This is a genomic window from Rhodococcus sp. NPDC060086 (assembly GCF_042730275.1).
Taxonomy (GTDB): Bacteria; Actinomycetota; Actinomycetes; order Mycobacteriales; family Mycobacteriaceae; genus Rhodococcus.
Map to the genome: position 1 here is coordinate 18,214 of NZ_JBHWWZ010000005.1, position 18,774 is coordinate 36,987.

Here is an 18,774-nt window from a genome sequence, read left to right on the forward strand (position 1 = left end):
GTGTGCCATTCGCTCGGGGGCAGCGGGGCTGGCTAGATGCTGCCGCCTGCGGCCAGCGGAGCGTTTCCGCCCCGCGCCTCGGTCTTCGAGTTGAACTCGCGTGCGACGAAGTCCTCGAGGTTGAAGAGGTTCTCGCCTGCACGATCGGCGACAGTCAGCAGCGTGGTCACGGTCGCGACCTCCTCGACCTGCTCCTGCAGGAACCACTGCATGAACTGCTCGCCCAGGTAGTCACCTTCATCGCGCGCGGTGCGGGCGAGCTCGACGATCTGCTCGGTCACGGCCTTCTCCTGTTCGAGGGCCAGTGCGATCGGCTCGCGGGCGCTCTCGAACATCGACTGGCAGGCGTCGACACCGGTGAGGTCGACGGCGATGTCGCGGTCGAGGAAGTACTGGACGATCATCATGGCGTGGTTGCGTTCTTCGACCGCCTGCGCGTAGAAGTGCTTCGCGAGCTGCGGGAGATCAGCGTTGTCGTAGAAGATCGCGATCGCGATGTACTGATGCGATGCATTGAATTCGTTGCGAATCTGGTCGTGCAGAAGCGAATGGAATTTGGTGCTGCGTGATTCGCCCATTGTTGTCATGTCGACGACGTTAATGCAGGTCAAGGTTAATTACATCCAAGCTTTGGCTAGACTGATTTATCGGAGTATTGCCTAAGCTGGGCCATTTGAGGATTGGCTAACCCAAGATCATCCGGGGTGACCGGGGCATCGAATTCGATGGTTTTTCGACGACCACTGTAAGAGGAATCTAGACCATTCCGTGGGGCAGTGGAGGGGCGCCCGCCCTCTCCGGCGCCTCGCTGAGTTCGCGCTCCACGAACGTCTCGAGCTGGAAGAGGTTGTCGCCGGCCCGGCGTGCGGTGGTTGCGAGGGTGTTCATCGTCGCGACCTCGTCCACCTGCTCCTGCAGGAACCACTGCACGAACTGTTCTCCCAGGTAGTCGCCCTCTTCGCGGGCCGTCCGGGCAAGCTCGACGATCTCGTCTGTGAGCCGCTTCTCGTTCTCGAGCGCGAGCGAGATGGGTGCGTGGACGTCGCTGAATCCCGACACGGCGGCACCGACCGCAGGTAGTTCCACCGATATGTTCCGGTCGACGAAATAGCGGATCACCATCAGCGCATTGCGATGTTTCTCTTTCGCCTCCGAGTAGAAATGGGCGGCCAGATGGGGCAGATCGAGGTTGTCGAAATGTACGGCGATCGCCATGTGCTGGTACGACACGTCGAAGAAATTCCCGATCTCGCTCTGCAACAGGATGTGAAAACGAGTCGTGGGTCGTTCGGATGTGCCCATGATCACACGTTAGACGGTGGCCGGGAAAACGGTCAGGGCGCGGGTGCGAGAAGCTCTGCCGGGATCTGCTGGTCCTGTTCGAGCGCGCCGAAGAACTGGAGTGCGCGCTCCCGATCCCACAGCAGCACATTACCGACCCCGTAAACGTCCTCGAATCCACCGACCGGGACTGTCGCGGTCACTGTCTGGCCGCGCATCGCCCACGCGAGCCGGCCGAGGTCCCACAGATGATCGCCTTCGTCGACGCGCACCGAGCCCGCCGCCCCCGATACGAGCGGCCACAGCCGGAACGGATTGAGGAAGGTGGTGGGGCTGGTCGCCTTGCCCAGCAACGCCGACATGAACAACCGCTGGTTGTTCATCCGGTCGAGGTCGGCAAGCGGTGTCGCTCGGGTGCGCACGAACCCGAGCGACTGCGCCCCGTTCAGTTCCTGGCAGCCCGCCTCGAGGTTCAGACCTGCGAGGGGGTCGTCGATCGGGTACGGGACGCAGATGTCGACACCACCGACCGCATCGACTATCGACGCGAATCCACTGAAGCCGATCTCGGTGTAGTGATCGATGTGGATTCCCGTCGCTCCTTCGACCGTTTGGACGAGTAGTTGCGGCCCACCGAGCGCGAACGAAGCGTTGAGCTTGTCCTGTCCGAAGCCGGGAACGGGGACGTACGAGTCGCGGGGCAGGCTCACCATCGTGGTCGCGCCACCCCCGCTGGGGACGTGGACGAGCAGGATCGTGTCGGTGCGATCGGGGCCGACGTCGCCGCCGGTGGCGAGTTCCTGTTCCTGTTCGGGGGTCAGCCCGATGCGGCTGTCGGAGCCGACCAGCAAGAAATTGGTTCCGGGAGTGTCGCCGACACGGCCCTCGTAGTCGGCGAGCGCGTCGATCCGGTCGAGTTTGCCGTCGAAGTAGACGACACCCGCGACCGCGGCGATCAGCAGGACGGCGAGCAGCGCGCCCACGCGGCGCATTGCCCGTCGGACTCCGCCGGGTCGTCTGCGACGCGGTTCGGGTTCGGCGACCGGCGGCCGGCGACGACGCGGGGGAGCGGGGGGTGGCGCAGTCGCGGTACGTCGCTTCTCGACGACGGGCTCGGGTCGCTGCCGCGGCTGGTGCTGTTGCGGCGGCGGTTGCCGGCGGGGCTGCCTGCTCGGTGGTGGCTGCTGTGGAGGTGGTTGCCTGCGGGTCGGTGCAGGCGCGACGCGCTGCTCGGGCCCGGGTGTCTGCGACCACGCCCGCGGCGGCGCGGCCGGGTTGCGCCGGATGATCTGATTACCTTCCGGAGGTGGGGGCGCGGCGCGAGGTGGAACGGGTGGGCGCATCGGCGGTTGCCGGCGCGGTGGCGGCCCCTGGGGTGGGCGCGGCCGGTTCCGAGGATCGGGTTGGTCGCCGTTCACCCGAGCAACTGTACGTTCAGTGCAGTCGACTGCATGTTCACGGTAACCACGAGACGTGCCCCCCCAGCGCTTGGTATCCGATGAACGCGACGCAGTCGATCAGCGCGTGCGCAATCACGAGGGGCCACAGTTTCGAGGTGCGTTGCCAGTACCGGCCGAACACCAGGCCCATGATGACGTTGCCGAAGCCGCCCCCGAGGCCCTGGTAGAGGTGGTAGCTGCCGCGGAGCAGTGCCGACGCCCACAGCGAGCCGTTCTCCGACCACCCGAGTTGCCGCAGCCGCGTGATCAGATAGGCCACCACGAGTATTTCTTCGGCACCGGAATTGGCGATGGCCCACAGCACCTCGGTGGGCAGGCGCCACCAGTAGTCGGCGAGGATGCTCGGCGCCACGTTGAGGTTGAGTCCGACGGCACGCGCCACGAGGTACAGCCCGAGGCCCGGTAATCCGATGAGCGCGGCGAGCCCGGCGCCAGGCAACCAGTCGCGCCGGAACAGTGGACGCGCGAAGCCGACGATCTTCGGTCCGTAGCCGCTGCGCCACAGGAGATAGAGGCCGAGTCCGGCCCAGGCGAACAGACGGATGACGCCGAGGAGTTGACGCGAGAGGTCGATGAACTCCTGCGACGACCGCGGGGCATTCAGCGCGACCGTCTGATCGGACAGTGGCTCCGGTGCGAGGGCAGCTTCGAGCAGCGACAGGATCGACGACACTCCGCTGAGCCCGAAGGTGACGAGCAGGACGATCGCTATCTCGATCCACAGTGCCCGTCGTTCGGCGGCGTCGAGCGGTGTGCGGGGATTCTGGCGGGGTGGAGTGAGCCAGGTGCGGATCGTCGTCACCGGAGCGATTGTGCCCGAGCGCTCTGTGAAGCCGGTCGTGCGATCAGTGCGTGGCGCGCATTCCGTTCATGAATGGGCATCCGACGAGCAGGCGCAGTGCCTTGCCCAATCCGGACGGTTCCTCGACCGGTTCGTGGAACGGGATGCGGACGTCGTGGTCGCCGTCGCCGGATTCGATGCGCAGGCGCAGCCCGTACCGGTCGAGGCCGAGCGGCCGGATTCGGCCGGTGCGTGCGGACGCCGGAATCCGCCGTGCGATGCGGGCGACGATGTCGGCGTGATCCTGTTCGAGGTGTTCGAGCCACGCGGTCTCGTAGGTCGCGAAGGGGTCGGGGGCGGCGTCGAAGACGTCCGGAAGGTCGACGGATTCGGCGCCGGTGGTGTCGGCGGCGACCACGGAGGTGAGTCGCAGGATCAGCAGCTCGGAGCCGTGGCCGACGTCGAGGAGCTCGGGGTGCGGAAGGATCTCGGCGACGTCGGCGGCGATCTGTCGTGGTTCGTCGACGGGGAACAGGTTTCCGCTGAGCCAGATCAGCGACCGGACGGGGTTGCGCAGATTCAGGGGCGAGTGGTCGGTCAGCTCGAGCATGGCGGGGAGGCCTGCGGCTCCGGACTGCCAAGCGAGTGCGACCGCTGCGGTCTCGGCGGGCACGACGATCGCGATGGTGTCGTCCTCCTGCAGGAAGTGGACGGTCGTCGAGAGCGGGTCGCAACCGTCGATTGCCAGGCAGGTGGTGTCGGCGCGGATGAGAGCGGTACGCACGCGTTCCGCCGTGGTCGGCGCCGGGATGTCGGTCGTGGTGGTCTGCATGCGGACCCTCCTTCTCATGTAGGTGAGGCAAACCTAAGTCATTGTGACGCTGGTCGCAAGGGGTACCAGCGTTAGCCTGGAAGACGTGTCCATCCCACTGCCCCTCGGAATGCCGCCCTCGCGGAACGAGCCACGCGGTCTGCTCGACGCGCTGCTCTCCCGTCGGTACGAGGTCGTGGGTCCCGCGCTCGCCGCATCCGGAAAGGCACTGGCAGCGCCGATCGTCCCCGCGGCCGCGGTCACGGAGGCACCCGGTCGCGACGTCGTCGTCGAACTCGACGCCTCTGCCGCAGCGCCGTCGGCCGCCGGCTGGCGACCCGTTCGCTACCAGCTCGACTGCGACCTCGACGACCTGGACGACGTACTTGCTTTCACCGCTCCCGCGCCGCTGGCGGTCTATGTGCAGGTCGACGACCCGGCTCTCGCCGACACGGCCCGCGCGCTCACCGAAGCCGGACACATTCCCGGGCTGCCGACCGGTCACGGTCCGGGCGCCGTGGCCGATTTCCTCGCCGTGCTCGCGCACTCCGAGACCGGGTTCGTCGCCCGTGCCGACACAGCGTCCGATGTGCTTGCACTGCTCTCCGGCACGGCAGCAGCGCTGAGCGGATTCGACGTACGAGACGCCATGGCCGAACCCGACGCCGGCCGCCTCGGCCGATTGATCCCCGAGGCCGCTGAAGCATTGCGCGAAATTCTCCTTGCCGTCGAGGTCGACGACACTGCCGCCGTGATCGACGGGCTGCGAGAGCTGGGCCTCGCCGTGAACTGAGACGGTTCACTTTTCCGACGCATTCCGGCAACGGGCGATGCGTAACCTGGGAGCCGTGCCCCGTATCGCGTATTTCGGCCCGACCGGAACTTTCACCGAAATGGCCCTGGCCCGTTTCGAGGACCTCGGTGCCTTCGACGCGCCAGTCGAGCGTGTTGCTGCCGCAAGTCCGCCCGCCACGCTGCAGTTGCTGCGCGACGGTGAGGTGGACGCCGCGGTCGTTCCCATCGAGAGTTCCGTCGAAGGGTCGGTGCCTCCGACGATGGATGCGCTCGCACTCGGGCCTCGCCTGCAGATCGTGGCCGAGACCGAGCTCGACATCGCGTTCACGGTGGTGGTGCGCTCCGGGGTGACGATCGACACGATCGCGACGATCGGCGCATATCCGGTGGCGGCGGCACAGGTCCGGCAGTGGATCGGCGACACGCTGCCGAACGCAACGATCGTGGCGGCATCGTCCAATGCGGGTGCCGCCGAGGATGTGGAGGCGGGCAAAGTCGACGCCGGAGTGTCGACCGCGCTCGCCGGTGAACGGCTGGGGCTCGAGGTCTTGGCGGACGGTGTCGCGGACTTTGCCGGAGCCCGCACACGTTTCGTCCTCGTCACCCGCCCGGTCTCGGTTCCGAAGCGCACCGGTCGCGATCGCACGTCGGTGATCCTGCAGCTCCCTCACGAGCCGGGGTCGCTGGTTCGGGCGATGACGGAGTTCGCGACCCGGGGCATCGACCTCACCCGGATCGAGTCGCGCCCCACTCGTATGGAATACGGCACCTATTTCTTCCATTTGGACTGTGTGGGGCACATCGACGACGCACTCGTCGCGGAAGCCCTCAAGGCACTTCACCGTTTCGCCCAGGTGCGGTTCCTCGGTTCGTGGGCGGCAGTGTCCGAGCCGGGCGTCGCCCCGGTGTCGGACGACGACGATGCACAGTGGCTGGAGCGGTTGCGGCGCGGAGAGGAAAGCAGTTGAACGGGAGATTGATTCTGGCCCGGCACGGCCAGACGGTGGCGAATGTGGAGAAGCGGCTCGACACGAAGCTGCCCGGCGCGGAACTGACCGAACTGGGTGTCGCGCAGGCACAGACGCTCGGGAAGAACCTCATCGAGCGCGCGCCGACGCTGCTCGTGTCGTCGCAGGCCATTCGCGCCAAGCAGACCGCGCAGCACGCGCAGGATCCGGTGGGCCTGCAGGCGTCGGTGCGTGACGGGCTGCACGAGGTGCAGGTCGGCGAACTCGAGGACCGCGTCGACGACGAGTCGCACGCCATGTTCGTGAAGGTCTACCAGGCATGGCACGACGGCGATCTACGTGCGCGGGTGCCCGGCGGTGAGACCGCATTCGATGTCCTCGACCGGTTCGTGCCGGTGCTCGACGAGCTGCGCGCCGACTACCTCGAGGCCGGGTCGGGCGACATCGTGGTGGTCAGCCACGGCGCTGCGATCCGTCTGGTCGCGTCGTACCTCGGCAAGGTGCCCGGTGGCTTCGCGAGTGGTAACCACCTGGCCAACACCGACACCGTCGAACTGGTGCCGATACCCGGCGGCGGGTGGGAGTGCGTGCGGTGGGCGGCGGTGCACGCACCGTTCCGCGACACCGCCCGTGCGGGAGCCGACGACCCGATGGGGTGAGCCGGAGCGCTACGACGTGAGGAAAAGCATGGGGCCGTATCCACTGGATACGGCCCCTGACGTCACACTGGTCAGACAGTGCGGACGTTGGTGGCCTGCGGGCCCTTCTGACCCTGGCCGACCTCGAACTCCACGCGCTGATTCTCATCGAGCGACTTGAAGCCGCTGCCCGCGATCTCGGAGAAGTGGACGAAAACGTCGGGGGTTCCGTCGTCGGGTGCGATGAATCCGAAGCCCTTTTCGCCGTTGAACCACTTGACGATGCCCTGTGCCATACCGATACTCCCTACACACTCGATCCGGACCCTCACATCGAGGTTCCGATCTCGATGAGGTCATTCTCCCATCCCTGACGGGATCGCGACACCCCGCACCGTATTTTGTGGCCTTCGGGGGCCGAAAGAGGAGGTGGAGTCGGCTCAGGTTTCGTCGCGAAGTTGCGACTGATAGCCGGTCGTGAGCCAGTAGACGGTGCGATCGATCGTGGGCACGATGTCGGTGATCTCGATGTGCCCTTCGCGGCAGCGTCCCACCGAACCGTAGATGACGCTCGACAGAATCGATGTCGCCTCCGCGACGAATGTCGGGTCCACGTCGGACAGAACTGCCATGCCGACGGGCACGACAGAGTCGAAGCCGTGCACGGCCAGGCTGTCGCCCCCCGGTGCGGACCGCACGCGGAAATATGCGAAGAGCATCTCCGGGTGCTGTTCCCACGGCTCGAAGATTGCACGGATCACCCGCATCATCGCCGGGTGCAGGGGCTCGTTCGGATCGCGGCTCTGAGTGACGATCCCGGAGTAGTTCGTGTTCATCCAGTGTTCGATCGCGGCGAGGATCAACTCTTCCCGCGTGGCGTATCGCTTGTAGATGGTCGACAACGAGGTGCGGGCCCGACGCGCCACTTCGCGCAGCTGCACCGCGTCGTAGCCCTCGTTCTCGAGGAGGTCGACGACGGTGACGAGAAGTCGCTCTCGGGTCGGATCGACCGCGCCGGGCGAATCGGTGTTCTCCATGTTCGTGAATTTCCTTGCCGTATGGGGATAACGGGGTTATCGTCTCGTCAGTAACGTTGTTACTCAGCCTACCCCCGGCGCGCGGACGCGGTCCGTTGTGCCGTCTGAACCCGACCTCATTCCTGGGGAGTGCCCGATGACGGGATCGACGAAGCGACTGCGCATCGATCGCGAGATGTGCGAAGCCCATGCTCTGTGTATCGAGATCGCCCCGGAGATCTTCGATCTCCCGGACGACGACGTCGCAACCTGCGACGAACACCCACCGGAAGCGCTGTGGTCCAAAGCGCACTCCGCAGCCGGCGCGTGCCCGCGCCAGGCCATCAGTATCACCGAGGGCGCGCGTGGTGCGTCACCTCGTTCACCGAAAGGTCAGTGACCCGATGACCGATCTCGCCTCAGCCGACTACTTCTCCGACGGAGAGCTTGCGCAGAATCCCTTCGAATATTTCGACGACCTCCGAAGTCGGAATCCGGTCTTCCGTGAGCCGAACTACGGCGTGGTGGTCGTCACCGGCTATCAGGAGGTTGTCGAAGGATTCAAGAACTCCGACGCGCTCTCGGCGGTCAACGCCATCGGCGGTCCGTTTCCGCCGTTGCCGTTCGAGCCTGAAGGCGACGACATCACCGAGCAGATCGAAGCGCACCGCCACCTGTTTCCGATCTCCGAACACATGGTGGTGATGGATCCCCCCGATCACACACGGGCCCGGTCTCTGCTGGGTCGACTCCTCACTCCGAAGCGGCTGAAGCAGAACGAGGAGTACCTGTGGACTCTCGCAGATCAGCAGCTCGACGAATTCATCGACAACGGGAGCTGTGAGTTTCTCGGCGAGTACGCCAAACCCTTTGCGACGTTGGCCATCACGGATCTGCTCGGGGTTCCGGAGGGGGACCGTGAAGAGTTTCGCCGAGCGCTGGGGGCCGGCGAACGTCCCGGCACCCGGGTGGGGTCGCTCGATCACGAGCCGGTGGGCATCAACCCGTTGGAGTATCTCGACGAGCGATTCAGTGGCTACCTCGCTGATCGGCGGCGTGATCCTCGCGGAGACATACTCAGCGGTCTGGCTGCAGCGACGTATCCGGACGGCTCGACTCCGGAGCTCATCGAGGTGGTGCGACCCGCGACCTTCCTGTTTGCCGCCGGCCAGGAAACGGTCACGAAACTCCTCAGCTCGGCGCTGCGGGTGCTCGGTGAACGGCCAGAGTATCAGCACATGCTGCGCGAGGACCGCAGTCTCATCAAACCGTTCATGGAGGAATCACTCCGTTTCGACAGCCCGACGAAGATCGACTTCCGCCTCGCCCGGAAAACCACGACACTCGGCGGCGTCGACATCCCTGCGGGAACGATCGTCATGCTGAGCCTCGCCGGAGCGAACCGAGATCCCCGAAAGTTCGAGAATCCGAACGAGTTCAGACTCGACCGCAGAAACTCGCACGATCACATCGCGTTCGGGCGTGGATTGCACACGTGTGCGGGTGCACCGCTCGCTCGGATAGAAGGTCAGGTAACCCTGAACCGACTTCTCGACAGGATGGACGACATCAGGATCAGCGAGAGCCGGCACGGGGCGACGGACGACCGGAGCTTCGTATACGAGCCCACCTTCCTGCTGCGCGGTCTAGTCGAGTTGCACATCGAGTTCGAGCGGATCCTGAAATAGGTGGGCCCTCTCGGGGTAATGCGAAAAGCATAGGGACAGTGCGGAAACACTGCATCGAGCAGACGCTCGTTGCGCAACGCGAGAGGTGGATCATGGCAGGGAGAGTTGAAGGAAAGGTCGCGCTCGTCACGGGGGCAGCGCGTGGTCAGGGGCGGAGTCACGCGGTGAGGCTCGCGCAGGAAGGCGCGGACATCATCGCACTCGATATCTGCGGTCCGATCAGGGAGAACGCGCAGATCGCCCCGGCGACACCGGAAGACATGGCCGAAACGGTCGAGCTGGTCAAGGGTTTCAACCGTCGGATCGTGACGCTCGAAACCGACGTCCGTGACTTCGACGCCGTGAAGGCCGCGGTGAACGCAGGCGTCGAGCAGTTGGGTCGACTCGACATCATCGTGGCCAACGCCGGAATCGGAACCGGCGGTACACCCCTGCACGAGACCGACGAGTTCGACTGGCAGGAAATGCAGGACATCAACCTCTCGGGGGTGTGGAAGTCGGTGAAAGCCGGTGTGCCCCAAATGATCGCAGGAGGGCAAGGCGGTTCGATCATCCTGACGAGTTCGGTGGGCGGATTGAAGGCCCATCCCAATATGGGGCCGTACATCGCCGCGAAGCACGGCGTCGTCGGATTGATGCGCTCGTTCGCTGTCGAACTGGGACAGCACTTCATTCGCGTCAACACCGTTCACCCCACGAACGTGAACACGCCGATGTTCATGAACGAGGGCGCGATGAAGATGTTCCGCCCCGACCTCGAGAATCCGGGCCCGGAGGATATGAAGGTGGTTGCGCAGCTCATGCACGTGCTGCCGATCGGCTGGGTGGAGCCCGAGGACATCAGCAATGCGGTGTTGTTCTTGGCGTCCGACGAATCCCGTTACGTCACAGGGCTCACCCTGTCGGTCGACGCGGGAAGCGCACTCAAGTAACGCCCGAATCGGCGCCGGGTCCTGCTCGCGCTTCGGCGGGATGTCAGGCCCCGGTGCCTGCCGTGGTGAATCGTTGGCGGAACGTCGTCGGTGTGATGCCGAGGTGGCGCGCGAAGACTCGCCGGAGCGTTTCGTCGCTACCGAAGCCGCACCGAGGTCGAAGGTGGATGCGCGCGTACAGATTCAAACATCGGTTCGGGCGCCCGGCAATCCGCACAGCAGGAGTTCAGCATTCTGCACGCGAGGAGGGCGGAAGGTGTGATCGGCGTGAGCATAATGCCAATCCGGCCCTGGCTCAGGGGCTTTTGGTGATCTGCGCCAAGAGGGGAGTCAACCGGTAGTCGAGCAATTGTCGCATCACGAGCGATGTGGTGGTCTGTTCGACGCCGTCGATGTCGAGGATGCGCCCGGCGATGCGGTAGAGATCGTCGGCATCGCGAGCGACAACATGGACGAGAAGGTCTGTGACACCGCTGAGTCCGTGTACCTCGACGACCTCGGGAACCCCGTCGAGCGCCGCTGCGATCTGTGAGAGTTTGCGCTGGGCGACGTTGGTGAGGATATAGGCCGTCAGCGGGTAACCGAGCGCGGAGGGATCGATGCGACGTTCGAACGAATGAAGAACGCCCCGCTGTTCGAGCTTGCTCAGGCGGGCCTGGACGGTATTTCGAGACAGCCCGGTTGCGTCGGCCAGGGCGATGACAGTGGCCCGAGGTTCCGCGGTGAGCGCAGTCAGGATCTTTGCGTCGATCGGATCGACGACGGTTTTGCTCGGCATTCTGTCAGCCTCCAGTGGACGCGGATGGACTCCTCATTTCATCACTTCGGCGAAAAGGGCCCGTGCAGCTGTGGTCGCGGAGGTCTCGTCGCCCTCGATCACAGCGGTGACCAATGCGGTGTGCTCGTCGTGGAAGCCGTTTCCGGTCGCGTGGACATGCCGGTCCACGGTCTGCCGGATCGACGGCAACAGGGAGTCGTAGAACTCGAGGTACACGGCGTTGTGGCTGGCCTCGACAATGGCGCGGTGGAGCGTGACGTCTGCTTCGACAGCGGCATCGGTGTCGGAGTCGGCGAATCGGGCGTTGCGTTCGGCCAGCAGCTTCTCGAGCCGCGCGACGTCGTCGGAGGTGCGCCTGCGCGCGGCGAGAACGGCGGCGGTGACGTCGAGGGTCTGCCGCAGTTCGAGCACGTCACGTTCGTGTGCGGTCGCGAAGTACTTGCCGAGAGTGCCGCCGATGTCGGAGGTCGCGACGACGTACGTGCCGGAACCCTGACGGCGTTCGAGAAGGCCGGTGTGCACGAGTGACTGCACTGCTTCGCGGACGGTGTTGCGGCCCGTTCCGGTGAGTGCACAAAGTTCGGGTTCGGTGGGAATGCGCTCCCCGACGGCCCAGCGTCCGCTGCAGATTTCGCTGCGCAGATGTTCGGTGACCTGCGAGATCAGGCTGGAGCGGCGAACGGGTTCTCCGAATGTCATCCCATCATCCTATGATTTGTCGAGTGAGTCTTCTACGCGGCCGTCTGCTCGTCTTCTGTGCCATCGTCATGTCCGCACTCGTGCTCCGGCTCGCCGTCACCTCCTTCAGCCCGCTGGCCTCCGCGATCAGCGACGAACTGGGCTTCTCGTCCACTCTCGTCGGCGTGTTCGGGATGATGCCGACCGCGATGTTCGCGCTCTTCGGATTCGCCACCCCGTTCCTCGCACGACGGTGGGGTCTCGAAGCGACGGCGCTGGTCGCAATGCTCATGGCCGGTGTCGGCATGGCGACGCGTGCCCTCGTGTCCGACACGTGGGTCCTGCTCGCATTGTCGGCGCTCGCGCTGGGCGGAATGGGTATCGGCAACGTGGTCATCCCGCCACTGGTGAAGCGGTACTTCTCGGATCGCCTGGCCGTGGTGAGTTCGGTGTATATCGTCGGCGTCCAACTCGGCACCATCGCACCCGCATTCGTCGCGGTGCCGCTCTCCGACGCGTACGGCTGGCGCGTGTCGCTCGGTGTCTGGGCGGCCATGGGATTCGCTGCGGCACTGCCCTGGATCGTCGTCCTGCTCCGACGCCGCGGGGCCGCCGCACAGGAAGATCGATCGTCGGTCACCCCCCAGACACACGGCCAGGTCTGGCGTTCGCCGGTGGGATGGGGGATGGCCGGAATGTTCGGCATGACCTCACTGGTCACCTACTCGATGTTCACGTGGATTCCCGACATCCTCGGCGACGCGGGCGCGAGCCCCGCTTTCGGTGGTGCCATGGTCGGGTTGTTCTCGCTGATGGGGCTCGTCGGTGCATTCGGCGGCCCGACGCTGTGCGCTCGGATGTACAACCCGTTTCCCGTTGTGCTGGCATGTGCGGCCTGCATGCTCGTCGGATTCGCAGGGCTGTGGCTGGCGCCCATGAGCGTGCCCATCCTGTGGATCGTGCTGCTCGGCCTCGGGCCCAGCACCTTCCCGATGGCGCTGACCCTGATCAATCTCCGTACCCGCACGCAGGCGGGATCCTCCGCGCTGTCGGGATTCACGCAGGGCGTGGGCTATGCCGTCGCATGCCTCGGCCCGCTACTGTTCGGCATCCTGCACGACGCCACGACAGGGTGGACGGCGTCGTTCGCTCTCCTGATCGTCGCGGTTGTCGTACTGGTGACCGGCGGATACCAGGCCTGTAAGCCGCGCGTGCTCGAGGACAGTTGGCAAAAAGCGTGCGGGGAAGACCTCGCGCCCCGCTGACAGTGACTTACCGCGGTGCGGCCAACCGCACATGCGTGTTGGATGCTCCGTATCCGTCGTAACCACCGCGCCGTTCGAGCAGTTCGACCTGGAATCCACCCTGCACGGGAAGCGTGTAGGCGTGCAGCAGTTCGCCGTCGCCGACCCGGTCGTACAGCAGACCGTGCTCGCGCAACGTGGCGAGTAGCGCGGTGTCGAGGGCGAACCGTGCGTCGAGGTCGACGTAATAGTTCTCCGGCGGCCGCAGGAATTCGACACCGTTCGCGCGGGCGCGCCTCACCTCGGCGACCACATCGGCCGTCGCAAACGCCAGCTGCGAGATACCGTGCTGCTGCGGGATACCGTGCCGCTGCGGAACGTCCGCTCCGGTCTCCGAAACGTTGAGGGCGACCCGCAGGTCTCCCTTCTTCGCTCGGAGCGCGCGGATCCGCAGCCGCCCCTGCGGCTGGATGTACTCCTCGGGAGTCTCCGGTTCGAGCCCGAACAGGGTTCGGAAGAAGGACAATTCCTGATTGAGTACATCGGAGGGGACGGTCACGTCGAGGTGGTCGAGGCCCAGCCAGCCGTGCTCCGGCGCAGCCTCGGTCGACGGGACGAAATCGGTGCGCCAATCGTCGGCGTCTCCGGGTTCCGAACTGACGAACACGTGCAACCCGGACGGCGACGTGATGCCGGGCAGATCGGCTTCGCCTGCACCGCGGGTGCGGTCGACCGCAGGCCACAGCAGGGCGGCGGCGCGCTCGGCGACATCCGACACCGGAGGTGCGACGAGCCCCAGCGCGGTCGCGGCCGGTCCGGCCGCGGGTTGTTCGTTGAGCACCACGTCTGCGCCGCCGTTGCGCCATCGGACCACCGGCTTGCTGCGATGCCGTCCCTCGATGTGAAAGCCGAGACCCGTCAGCAGTTCGGCATAGGCGGAGCCGGCGGGCGCTGCGAGTTCGACGAAGGCGACATCGGTGCGCTGCGGCGCGGGCGGAGCGGCGGTGAGCGTCTCACGGAGCGCGCCGGACAGGCGGGCACCGAGCTGATCTTCGAGGAAGACGAGCGACCGCATGCCGTCGCGCGCGGTCACGAACGGGTCTGCCTCACGAACGACATCACTGAAGATCTCCAGTGACACCGGGCCGGTGTACCCGGATTCGAGGACCGCGGCGACGACGCCGGCGACATCGAGGGTGCCCTGCCCCGGGAAGCACCGGAAATGCCTGCTCCATTCGAGCACGTTCATGTCGAGCACAGGCGCATCCGCAACCTGCAGGAATCCGATCCGGTCGCCGGGGATGCCGGTGAGCGCTGCAGCGTCGTCACCCCTTGCCAGCATGTGGAACGTGTCGACAGCCAGTGTGATCGCCGGGTGGCCGGCACGTTCGACCGCCGTCCAGGCCTGCCCGACCCGGTTGATGTGCCGGCCCCATGCCAGCGCCTCGAAGGCGACGGTGACGCCGAAGGACGCGGCGAGTTCTCCGACGGCGTGCAGCTGTTCGGCCGACAGATCGACGTCGCCGACGGCGTCGGGCAGCGCGTTGGAGCAGGCGAGGAACACGGTTGCCCCGAGCTCGGTCATCACTTCCAGCTTGCGCCGCACGCGATGCAAGACCGCAGGGAAGCGCTCGGGGGCAACGGCTTCGATGTCGCGTACCGGCTGGAACAGGTCTATCGACAGTCCGAGATCTGCGCAGCGTCGAGCCACCTCGCGTGGTGAGAGCGGTGAGGCGACGAGGTCGTTGTCGAAGATTTCGATGCCGTCGAAGCCCGCGGCGGCGATGGCATCGAGTTTGTCGTCGAGGACTCCGGACAGCGAAACGGTTGCGATGCCCTTTCGGATTCGACTGCCCTTTCTGATACGACTGCTGTGCATCAGCGGCTCAGCTCCTCGAAATGACGCACCATCCGCTCGGCGTCCGGTGTGCGGCCGGTGAAGTATTCGAAGGCTCCGACCGCCTGGAACACTGCCATGCCGCCGCCGGGGACGACGCGGCAGCCGCGTGACCGCGCGAGCCGGACGAGTTCGGTTTCGAGTGGGAAGTACACGACGTCGGATACCCACAGGTCGTCGCGTACGAGGTCGGCTGGGACGGGGAGTCCGGTGTGGCCGGTCATGCCGATCGGCGTCGCGTTGACGAGTCCCTGTGCGTCGCCGAGTGCCCCGGCGAGGTCGCCGGTTGCGCAGACCCGGTCGTCACCGAACCGCTTGGCCAGGCGGGTCGCGCACTCCTGGGCCTTCTGCGTATCGGTGTCGATGATCGACACATGCGCGGCGCCGTGGTCGAGGAGTGCGTAGCCGACGGCAGCACCGGCGCCGCCTGCACCCACGAGAACTGCTCGATCGGTGACGGCGTTGGGCAGCCTGCGGCGGAATGCGCGCCCCCAGCCGGACCAATCGGTGTTCCTGCCGAGTGCCTTGCCGTCGCGGAAGACGACGGTGTTGACCGCGCCGAGATCATGGGCATCGTCGGAGAGTTCGTCCAGGAGCGGGATGATGTGCTGCTTGAACGGATGAGTGATATTGAGCCCGTCGAATCCCAGGCGCTGTGCCCAGGAGAGGATTTCGGGAAGATCGGTAGCGTCGAATCCGATCTTCTCGGCGTCGATCAGGCGGTAGGTCAGGTTGAAACCGGATTCGAGTCCTTCTCGTTCCTGCATGGCGGGGGTGAGCGATCCGCCGATTCCGGCGCCCACCAGCCCGAGGAGGAACGAGGTGCGGTCGGGGTTACTGGTGGACACGGTGTTACTGGTGGACACGGTGGATCTCCCGGTGGGTGTCGAGCGAGGCGAGGTGGCGGAGGGCGAAGTCGTAGCCGGCGGCACCGAATCCGGCGATGACGGCGGCCGCGACAGGAGCGACGTAGGACACGTGTCGGAATTCCTCTCGCGCATGGACATTGGTCAGATGGACTTCGATGACCGGCGCGGCCACGGTGACCAGCGCATCGTGTAGTGCGATCGATGTGTGGGTGTAGGCCGCGGCATTGACCACGAGTCCGGAGGCCGTGTCGCGGATTTCGTGGACGAAGTCGACCAGGTCGCCCTCGTGATTGGACTGCCGGAAGTCGATGTCGTAGCCGAGTTCGTCGGCCACCCGGGTGCAGAGTGCTTCCAGGTCTGCGAGGGTCGCGGTGCCGTAGAGCGCGGGTTCGCGTTGCCCCAGCAGATTGAGGTTGGGGCCGCCCAGCACTGCGAGGATGGGCCGGCCGGTCATCCCGCGACTCCGGCCGGGATGCGGGTGCCCGCGTCGGCGGTGGGTCGCTGTCCGAGATCGCGAGTGAGTACCGTGTGGGTGGCCTTCGGGCCGGACAGGACCGCGATCAGCGAGATGACGACGGCGCCCAGTGCGAACAGGGCCACGCGGTACCAGTTGTCGGCGTCGCCGCCCATCAGTGCGCCTGCGATGGCGGGAGTGAATCCGGCGAGCGCGAACCCGAACTGAGTGCCGATCGCCATTCCGGAGAGCCGGACGCTGGTGGGGAAGTACTCGGCGTAGGTGGCGGGCCACACCGCGTTGGGCATGCTGTAGATGATTCCGGCGAGCAGGATGCCGGTGATCAGCACGAGGGTGACATTGCCGAGGGAGATCGACCACAGGAACACGGTGGCCATCACCGCGGTGCCGATGAGCCCGGAGACGAATACGGGTTTGCGGCCGACCCGGTCGGACAGTGAGGCCCAGACCGGGATCGTGCCCACCGCGATGACGTTCGCGACGATCGCGAGCCACAGCATGGTGGTCGAGCTGATTCCGATGCCGTATTCGTCGGAGGTCGCGAAGTTCAGGGCGAAGACCTGGAACACGGTGTTGACCATCGCGATGAACGAGGCGAAGAAGACGCGCAGCACTCCGCGCCAGTGGTGCCGGAACAGCAGTGCCAGGGGAGCGGGCGGCACCTCGGCGTGCTTCTTCTCGGAGTGGAACTCGGGGGTTTCGTCGAGGGTGCGGCGGATGATGAACCCGACGACCAAGAGCAGAGCGCTGATCCAGAAGGGGATACGCCAGCCCCATGCGTGCAGCTGTTCTTCCGACAGCAGGGCGATGATGGGCAGGAACACCAGCGGCGCCAATACCTGGCCGCCCTGGGTGCCGCTGAGCGTCCAGCTGGTGAAGAATCCGCGCCGGTCGTCGGGGGCATGCTCGAACGACATCGAGTTGGCGCCTGCCTGTTCGCCCGCGGCCGAGAGGCCTTGGAGCAGTCGGAGCGTGACCAGCAGGATCGGTGCGAGCATGCCGACCTGGTCGTAGGTGGGCAGGCAGCCGATGAGGAACGTCGAGACGCCCATCAGCAGAAGGGTGCCGATGAGGATCTGCTTGCGGCCGAAGCGGTCGCCGATGTGGCCCATCAGGAACGAGCCGAACGGCCGGGCGACGTATGCAACACCGAAGGTGGCGAGGGACGCGACGGTGGCGACGGCCTGGTTGCCTTCGGGGAAGAAGATGGTGGGAAAGACGAGTGCGGCGGCGGTGCCGTAGATCGCGAGGTCGTAGTACTCGAGCGCACTGCCACTCCACGCTGCCAACGCCGCCTTGCGCGGCGTGCGCTGCACGGTGGTCGTTTCTGTCATGGGATAGCCCCTTCGGGATTGCTACATCGATTGTCGGTGTTCTCGACGGTAAGGGTGGCGGGCATCACACGGCAATCGCTTGCCATTTTTTGCCATACTGGTCTTCATGCCCCCTGAACACCAGCGTGTGCCGCCCCGTAAACGAGCGACCCTCACCGACGTCGCACGTGCCGCAGGCGTGGCCACATCCACCGTGTCCCGTTCGTTCACCAATCCGGACCGGGTCAACATCACCACTCGCGAACACGTCCTCGGGATCGCCACCGAACTCGGGTACACCCCGAACCCGATGGCGCGGGCACTCGAGTCGGGACGCACCAACACCTTCGCTCTGCTGGTTCCCGACATCACGAACCCGTATTTCGCGGGCATCATCAACGGTGCGGAACGCGCTGCCGCCGCGGCGGGCCGCACGCTCGTTCTCGGCAACACCAAGGAGAGTGCCGCAACGGAACGGCAGCTGGTGTCGCGGCTCGGCCCGGCCGTCGACGGCTTCGTCCTCAGCGCGTCACGGTTACCCGACGACGACCTGCGCTCGGTGGCCGAACTGAATGCGGTCACGCTGGTCAACCGTGCGACCCGTGGCGTCTCGTGCGTCGTCGCCGACTACGACTCGGGTACTCGCCAGATCGTCGACCACCTCGCCTCACTCGGCCACCGGGCGCTCCTTGTACTCGGCGGACCGCCGGAATCGTGGTCGGGTGCGCGACGCTGGGCAGGTCTGCAGGCCGCGGCTGAACTGCACGACATACAGGTTCGTCGATTCGGGCCGTACTCGCCAACTTTGGGGAGCGGACCGGCGGCGGCAGATGCCGCCGTCGCCGCGGGCGCCACCGCAGTCGTCTGCCACAACGACATGCTCGCGATCGGTGTCCTGCGGAGATTGCGGGAACGGGGAATCTCGGTGCCGGAGCAGATGAGCGTCGTCGGGTTCGACGACATGTTCGGGTCGGCGATCTGCACGCCCTCCCTGACCACGCTCGCGGAGCGCACCGAGGACGCCGGAGCGCAGGCGATCGAGATGCTGGGTCGTCTCGCCTACGAGCGGGTCGCCGAACCGGGGTCGCTCGTGTTGCCCACCCAGCTCGTGGTGCGCGAATCGACCGGCCATGCCGGCTGAAGTGCCGAC

At 65.8% G+C, this 18,774-nt stretch carries 21 protein-coding genes; 8 read left to right on the forward strand and 13 right to left on the reverse strand.

The genetic code is table 11. From position 1 onward, the window contains the following. Window positions 1-32: 32 nt before the first annotated feature. From ACFWB0_RS04985 to ACFWB0_RS05005, 5 genes are all read right to left on the reverse strand, one after another. On the reverse strand, window positions 33-587 hold the full coding sequence (locus ACFWB0_RS04985) for a ferritin (protein WP_378489331.1): 555 nt from the start codon (window positions 585-587) through the stop codon (window positions 33-35). 169 nt (window positions 588-756) lie between these two features. After that, window positions 757-1,302: a ferritin gene (locus tag ACFWB0_RS04990; RefSeq protein ID WP_378489332.1), complete on the reverse strand. Its 546-nt coding sequence runs from the start codon at window positions 1,300-1,302 to the stop codon at window positions 757-759. Between the two features lie 32 nt (window positions 1,303-1,334). Beyond that, window positions 1,335-2,699, reverse strand: coding sequence for an LCP family protein (locus ACFWB0_RS04995; RefSeq protein WP_378489333.1), 1,365 nt, complete (start codon window positions 2,697-2,699; stop codon window positions 1,335-1,337). 37 nt (window positions 2,700-2,736) lie between these two features. After that, window positions 2,737-3,543 (reverse strand): CPBP family intramembrane glutamic endopeptidase, encoded by an 807-nt coding sequence (locus tag ACFWB0_RS05000; RefSeq protein ID WP_378489334.1) that lies wholly within the window; start codon window positions 3,541-3,543, stop codon window positions 2,737-2,739. Window positions 3,544-3,586: 43 nt separating this feature from the next. Next, entirely contained in the window at window positions 3,587-4,354 is a 768-nt protein-coding gene (locus tag ACFWB0_RS05005) for a DUF2470 domain-containing protein (RefSeq protein ID WP_378489335.1), read from the reverse strand. 85 nt (window positions 4,355-4,439) lie between these two features. On the opposite strand from ACFWB0_RS05005, the gene ACFWB0_RS05010 reads away from it, so the two are divergent. Genes ACFWB0_RS05010 through ACFWB0_RS05020 form a run of 3 tightly spaced genes read left to right on the forward strand, consistent with a single transcriptional unit; the run spans window position 4,440 to window position 6,755 of the window. Beyond that, window positions 4,440-5,126, forward strand: a complete 687-nt coding sequence (locus ACFWB0_RS05010) for a hypothetical protein (RefSeq protein ID WP_378489336.1) — start codon at window positions 4,440-4,442, stop codon at window positions 5,124-5,126. Between the two features lie 55 nt (window positions 5,127-5,181). Then, window positions 5,182-6,096, forward strand: a complete 915-nt coding sequence (pheA, locus tag ACFWB0_RS05015) for a prephenate dehydratase (RefSeq protein ID WP_378489337.1) — start codon at window positions 5,182-5,184, stop codon at window positions 6,094-6,096. Continuing rightward, the gene (locus ACFWB0_RS05020; RefSeq protein WP_378489338.1) at window positions 6,093-6,755 is read left to right on the forward strand and encodes a histidine phosphatase family protein; all 663 of its coding nucleotides are present in this window, start codon (window positions 6,093-6,095) and stop codon (window positions 6,753-6,755) included. Before pheA ends, ACFWB0_RS05020 begins: the two co-directional genes overlap by 4 nt. 71 nt (window positions 6,756-6,826) lie before the next feature. On the opposite strand, the gene ACFWB0_RS05025 is transcribed toward ACFWB0_RS05020, so the two are convergent. Next, window positions 6,827-7,030, reverse strand: coding sequence for a cold-shock protein (locus ACFWB0_RS05025; RefSeq protein ID WP_132472693.1), 204 nt, complete (start codon window positions 7,028-7,030; stop codon window positions 6,827-6,829). A 144-nt stretch (window positions 7,031-7,174) separates the two neighbouring features. Next, window positions 7,175-7,771 carry a TetR family transcriptional regulator gene (locus ACFWB0_RS05030; RefSeq protein WP_378489339.1) on the reverse strand — a complete coding sequence of 199 codons (597 nt, stop codon included), beginning with the start codon at window positions 7,769-7,771 and terminating at the stop codon, window positions 7,175-7,177. A 136-nt stretch (window positions 7,772-7,907) separates the two neighbouring features. Here ACFWB0_RS05030 and ACFWB0_RS05035 point away from each other — a divergent pair, with 136 nt between their 5' ends. The 3 genes from ACFWB0_RS05035 (at window position 7,908) to ACFWB0_RS05045 (ending at window position 10,370) form a co-directional block, all read left to right on the forward strand. Beyond that, window positions 7,908-8,150: a ferredoxin gene (locus tag ACFWB0_RS05035; protein ID WP_378489340.1), complete on the forward strand. Its 243-nt coding sequence runs from the start codon at window positions 7,908-7,910 to the stop codon at window positions 8,148-8,150. A 4-nt stretch (window positions 8,151-8,154) separates the two neighbouring features. Next, on the forward strand, window positions 8,155-9,438 hold the full coding sequence (locus tag ACFWB0_RS05040) for a cytochrome P450 (protein ID WP_378489341.1): 1,284 nt from the start codon (window positions 8,155-8,157) through the stop codon (window positions 9,436-9,438). A 92-nt stretch (window positions 9,439-9,530) separates the two neighbouring features. Beyond that, complete coding sequence (locus tag ACFWB0_RS05045) at window positions 9,531-10,370, forward strand: mycofactocin-coupled SDR family oxidoreductase (RefSeq protein ID WP_378489342.1); 840 nt, start codon at window positions 9,531-9,533, stop codon at window positions 10,368-10,370. Between the two features lie 295 nt (window positions 10,371-10,665). Here the strand turns inward: ACFWB0_RS05045 and ACFWB0_RS05050 are convergent, their stop codons facing one another. Then, window positions 10,666-11,148 carry an Lrp/AsnC family transcriptional regulator gene (locus ACFWB0_RS05050; protein ID WP_378489343.1) on the reverse strand — a complete coding sequence of 161 codons (483 nt, stop codon included), beginning with the start codon at window positions 11,146-11,148 and terminating at the stop codon, window positions 10,666-10,668. 33 nt (window positions 11,149-11,181) lie between these two features. After that, a complete protein-coding gene (locus ACFWB0_RS05055; protein WP_378489344.1) occupies window positions 11,182-11,847 on the reverse strand; it encodes a FadR/GntR family transcriptional regulator in 666 nt (221 codons plus the stop codon). Window positions 11,848-11,858: 11 nt separating this feature from the next. Here ACFWB0_RS05055 and ACFWB0_RS05060 point away from each other — a divergent pair, with 11 nt between their 5' ends. Next, window positions 11,859-13,091, forward strand: coding sequence for a CynX/NimT family MFS transporter (locus ACFWB0_RS05060; protein ID WP_378489345.1), 1,233 nt, complete (start codon window positions 11,859-11,861; stop codon window positions 13,089-13,091). Between the two features lie 7 nt (window positions 13,092-13,098). On the opposite strand, the gene ACFWB0_RS05065 is transcribed toward ACFWB0_RS05060, so the two are convergent. From ACFWB0_RS05065 to ACFWB0_RS05080, 4 genes are read right to left on the reverse strand one after another with little or no spacing between them, the layout of a single operon-like run. Further along, entirely contained in the window at window positions 13,099-14,949 is a 1,851-nt protein-coding gene (locus tag ACFWB0_RS05065; RefSeq protein ID WP_378489346.1) for a bifunctional sugar phosphate isomerase/epimerase/4-hydroxyphenylpyruvate dioxygenase family protein, read from the reverse strand. Continuing rightward, entirely contained in the window at window positions 14,949-15,833 is an 885-nt protein-coding gene (locus tag ACFWB0_RS05070) for a shikimate dehydrogenase (RefSeq protein ID WP_378489347.1), read from the reverse strand. Before ACFWB0_RS05070 ends, ACFWB0_RS05065 begins: the two co-directional genes overlap by 1 nt. Further along, a complete protein-coding gene (gene aroQ / locus ACFWB0_RS05075) occupies window positions 15,820-16,290 on the reverse strand; it encodes a type II 3-dehydroquinate dehydratase (RefSeq protein WP_378489348.1) in 471 nt (156 codons plus the stop codon). Before aroQ ends, ACFWB0_RS05070 begins: the two co-directional genes overlap by 14 nt. Further along, a complete protein-coding gene (locus ACFWB0_RS05080; RefSeq protein WP_378489349.1) occupies window positions 16,287-17,645 on the reverse strand; it encodes an MFS transporter in 1,359 nt (452 codons plus the stop codon). The genes aroQ and ACFWB0_RS05080 overlap by 4 nt, the downstream gene beginning before the upstream one ends. 106 nt (window positions 17,646-17,751) lie before the next feature. On the opposite strand from ACFWB0_RS05080, the gene ACFWB0_RS05085 reads away from it, so the two are divergent. Next, window positions 17,752-18,765 carry a LacI family DNA-binding transcriptional regulator gene (locus tag ACFWB0_RS05085; RefSeq protein WP_378489350.1) on the forward strand — a complete coding sequence of 338 codons (1,014 nt, stop codon included), beginning with the start codon at window positions 17,752-17,754 and terminating at the stop codon, window positions 18,763-18,765. The last annotated feature ends 9 nt before the right edge of the window (window positions 18,766-18,774 follow it).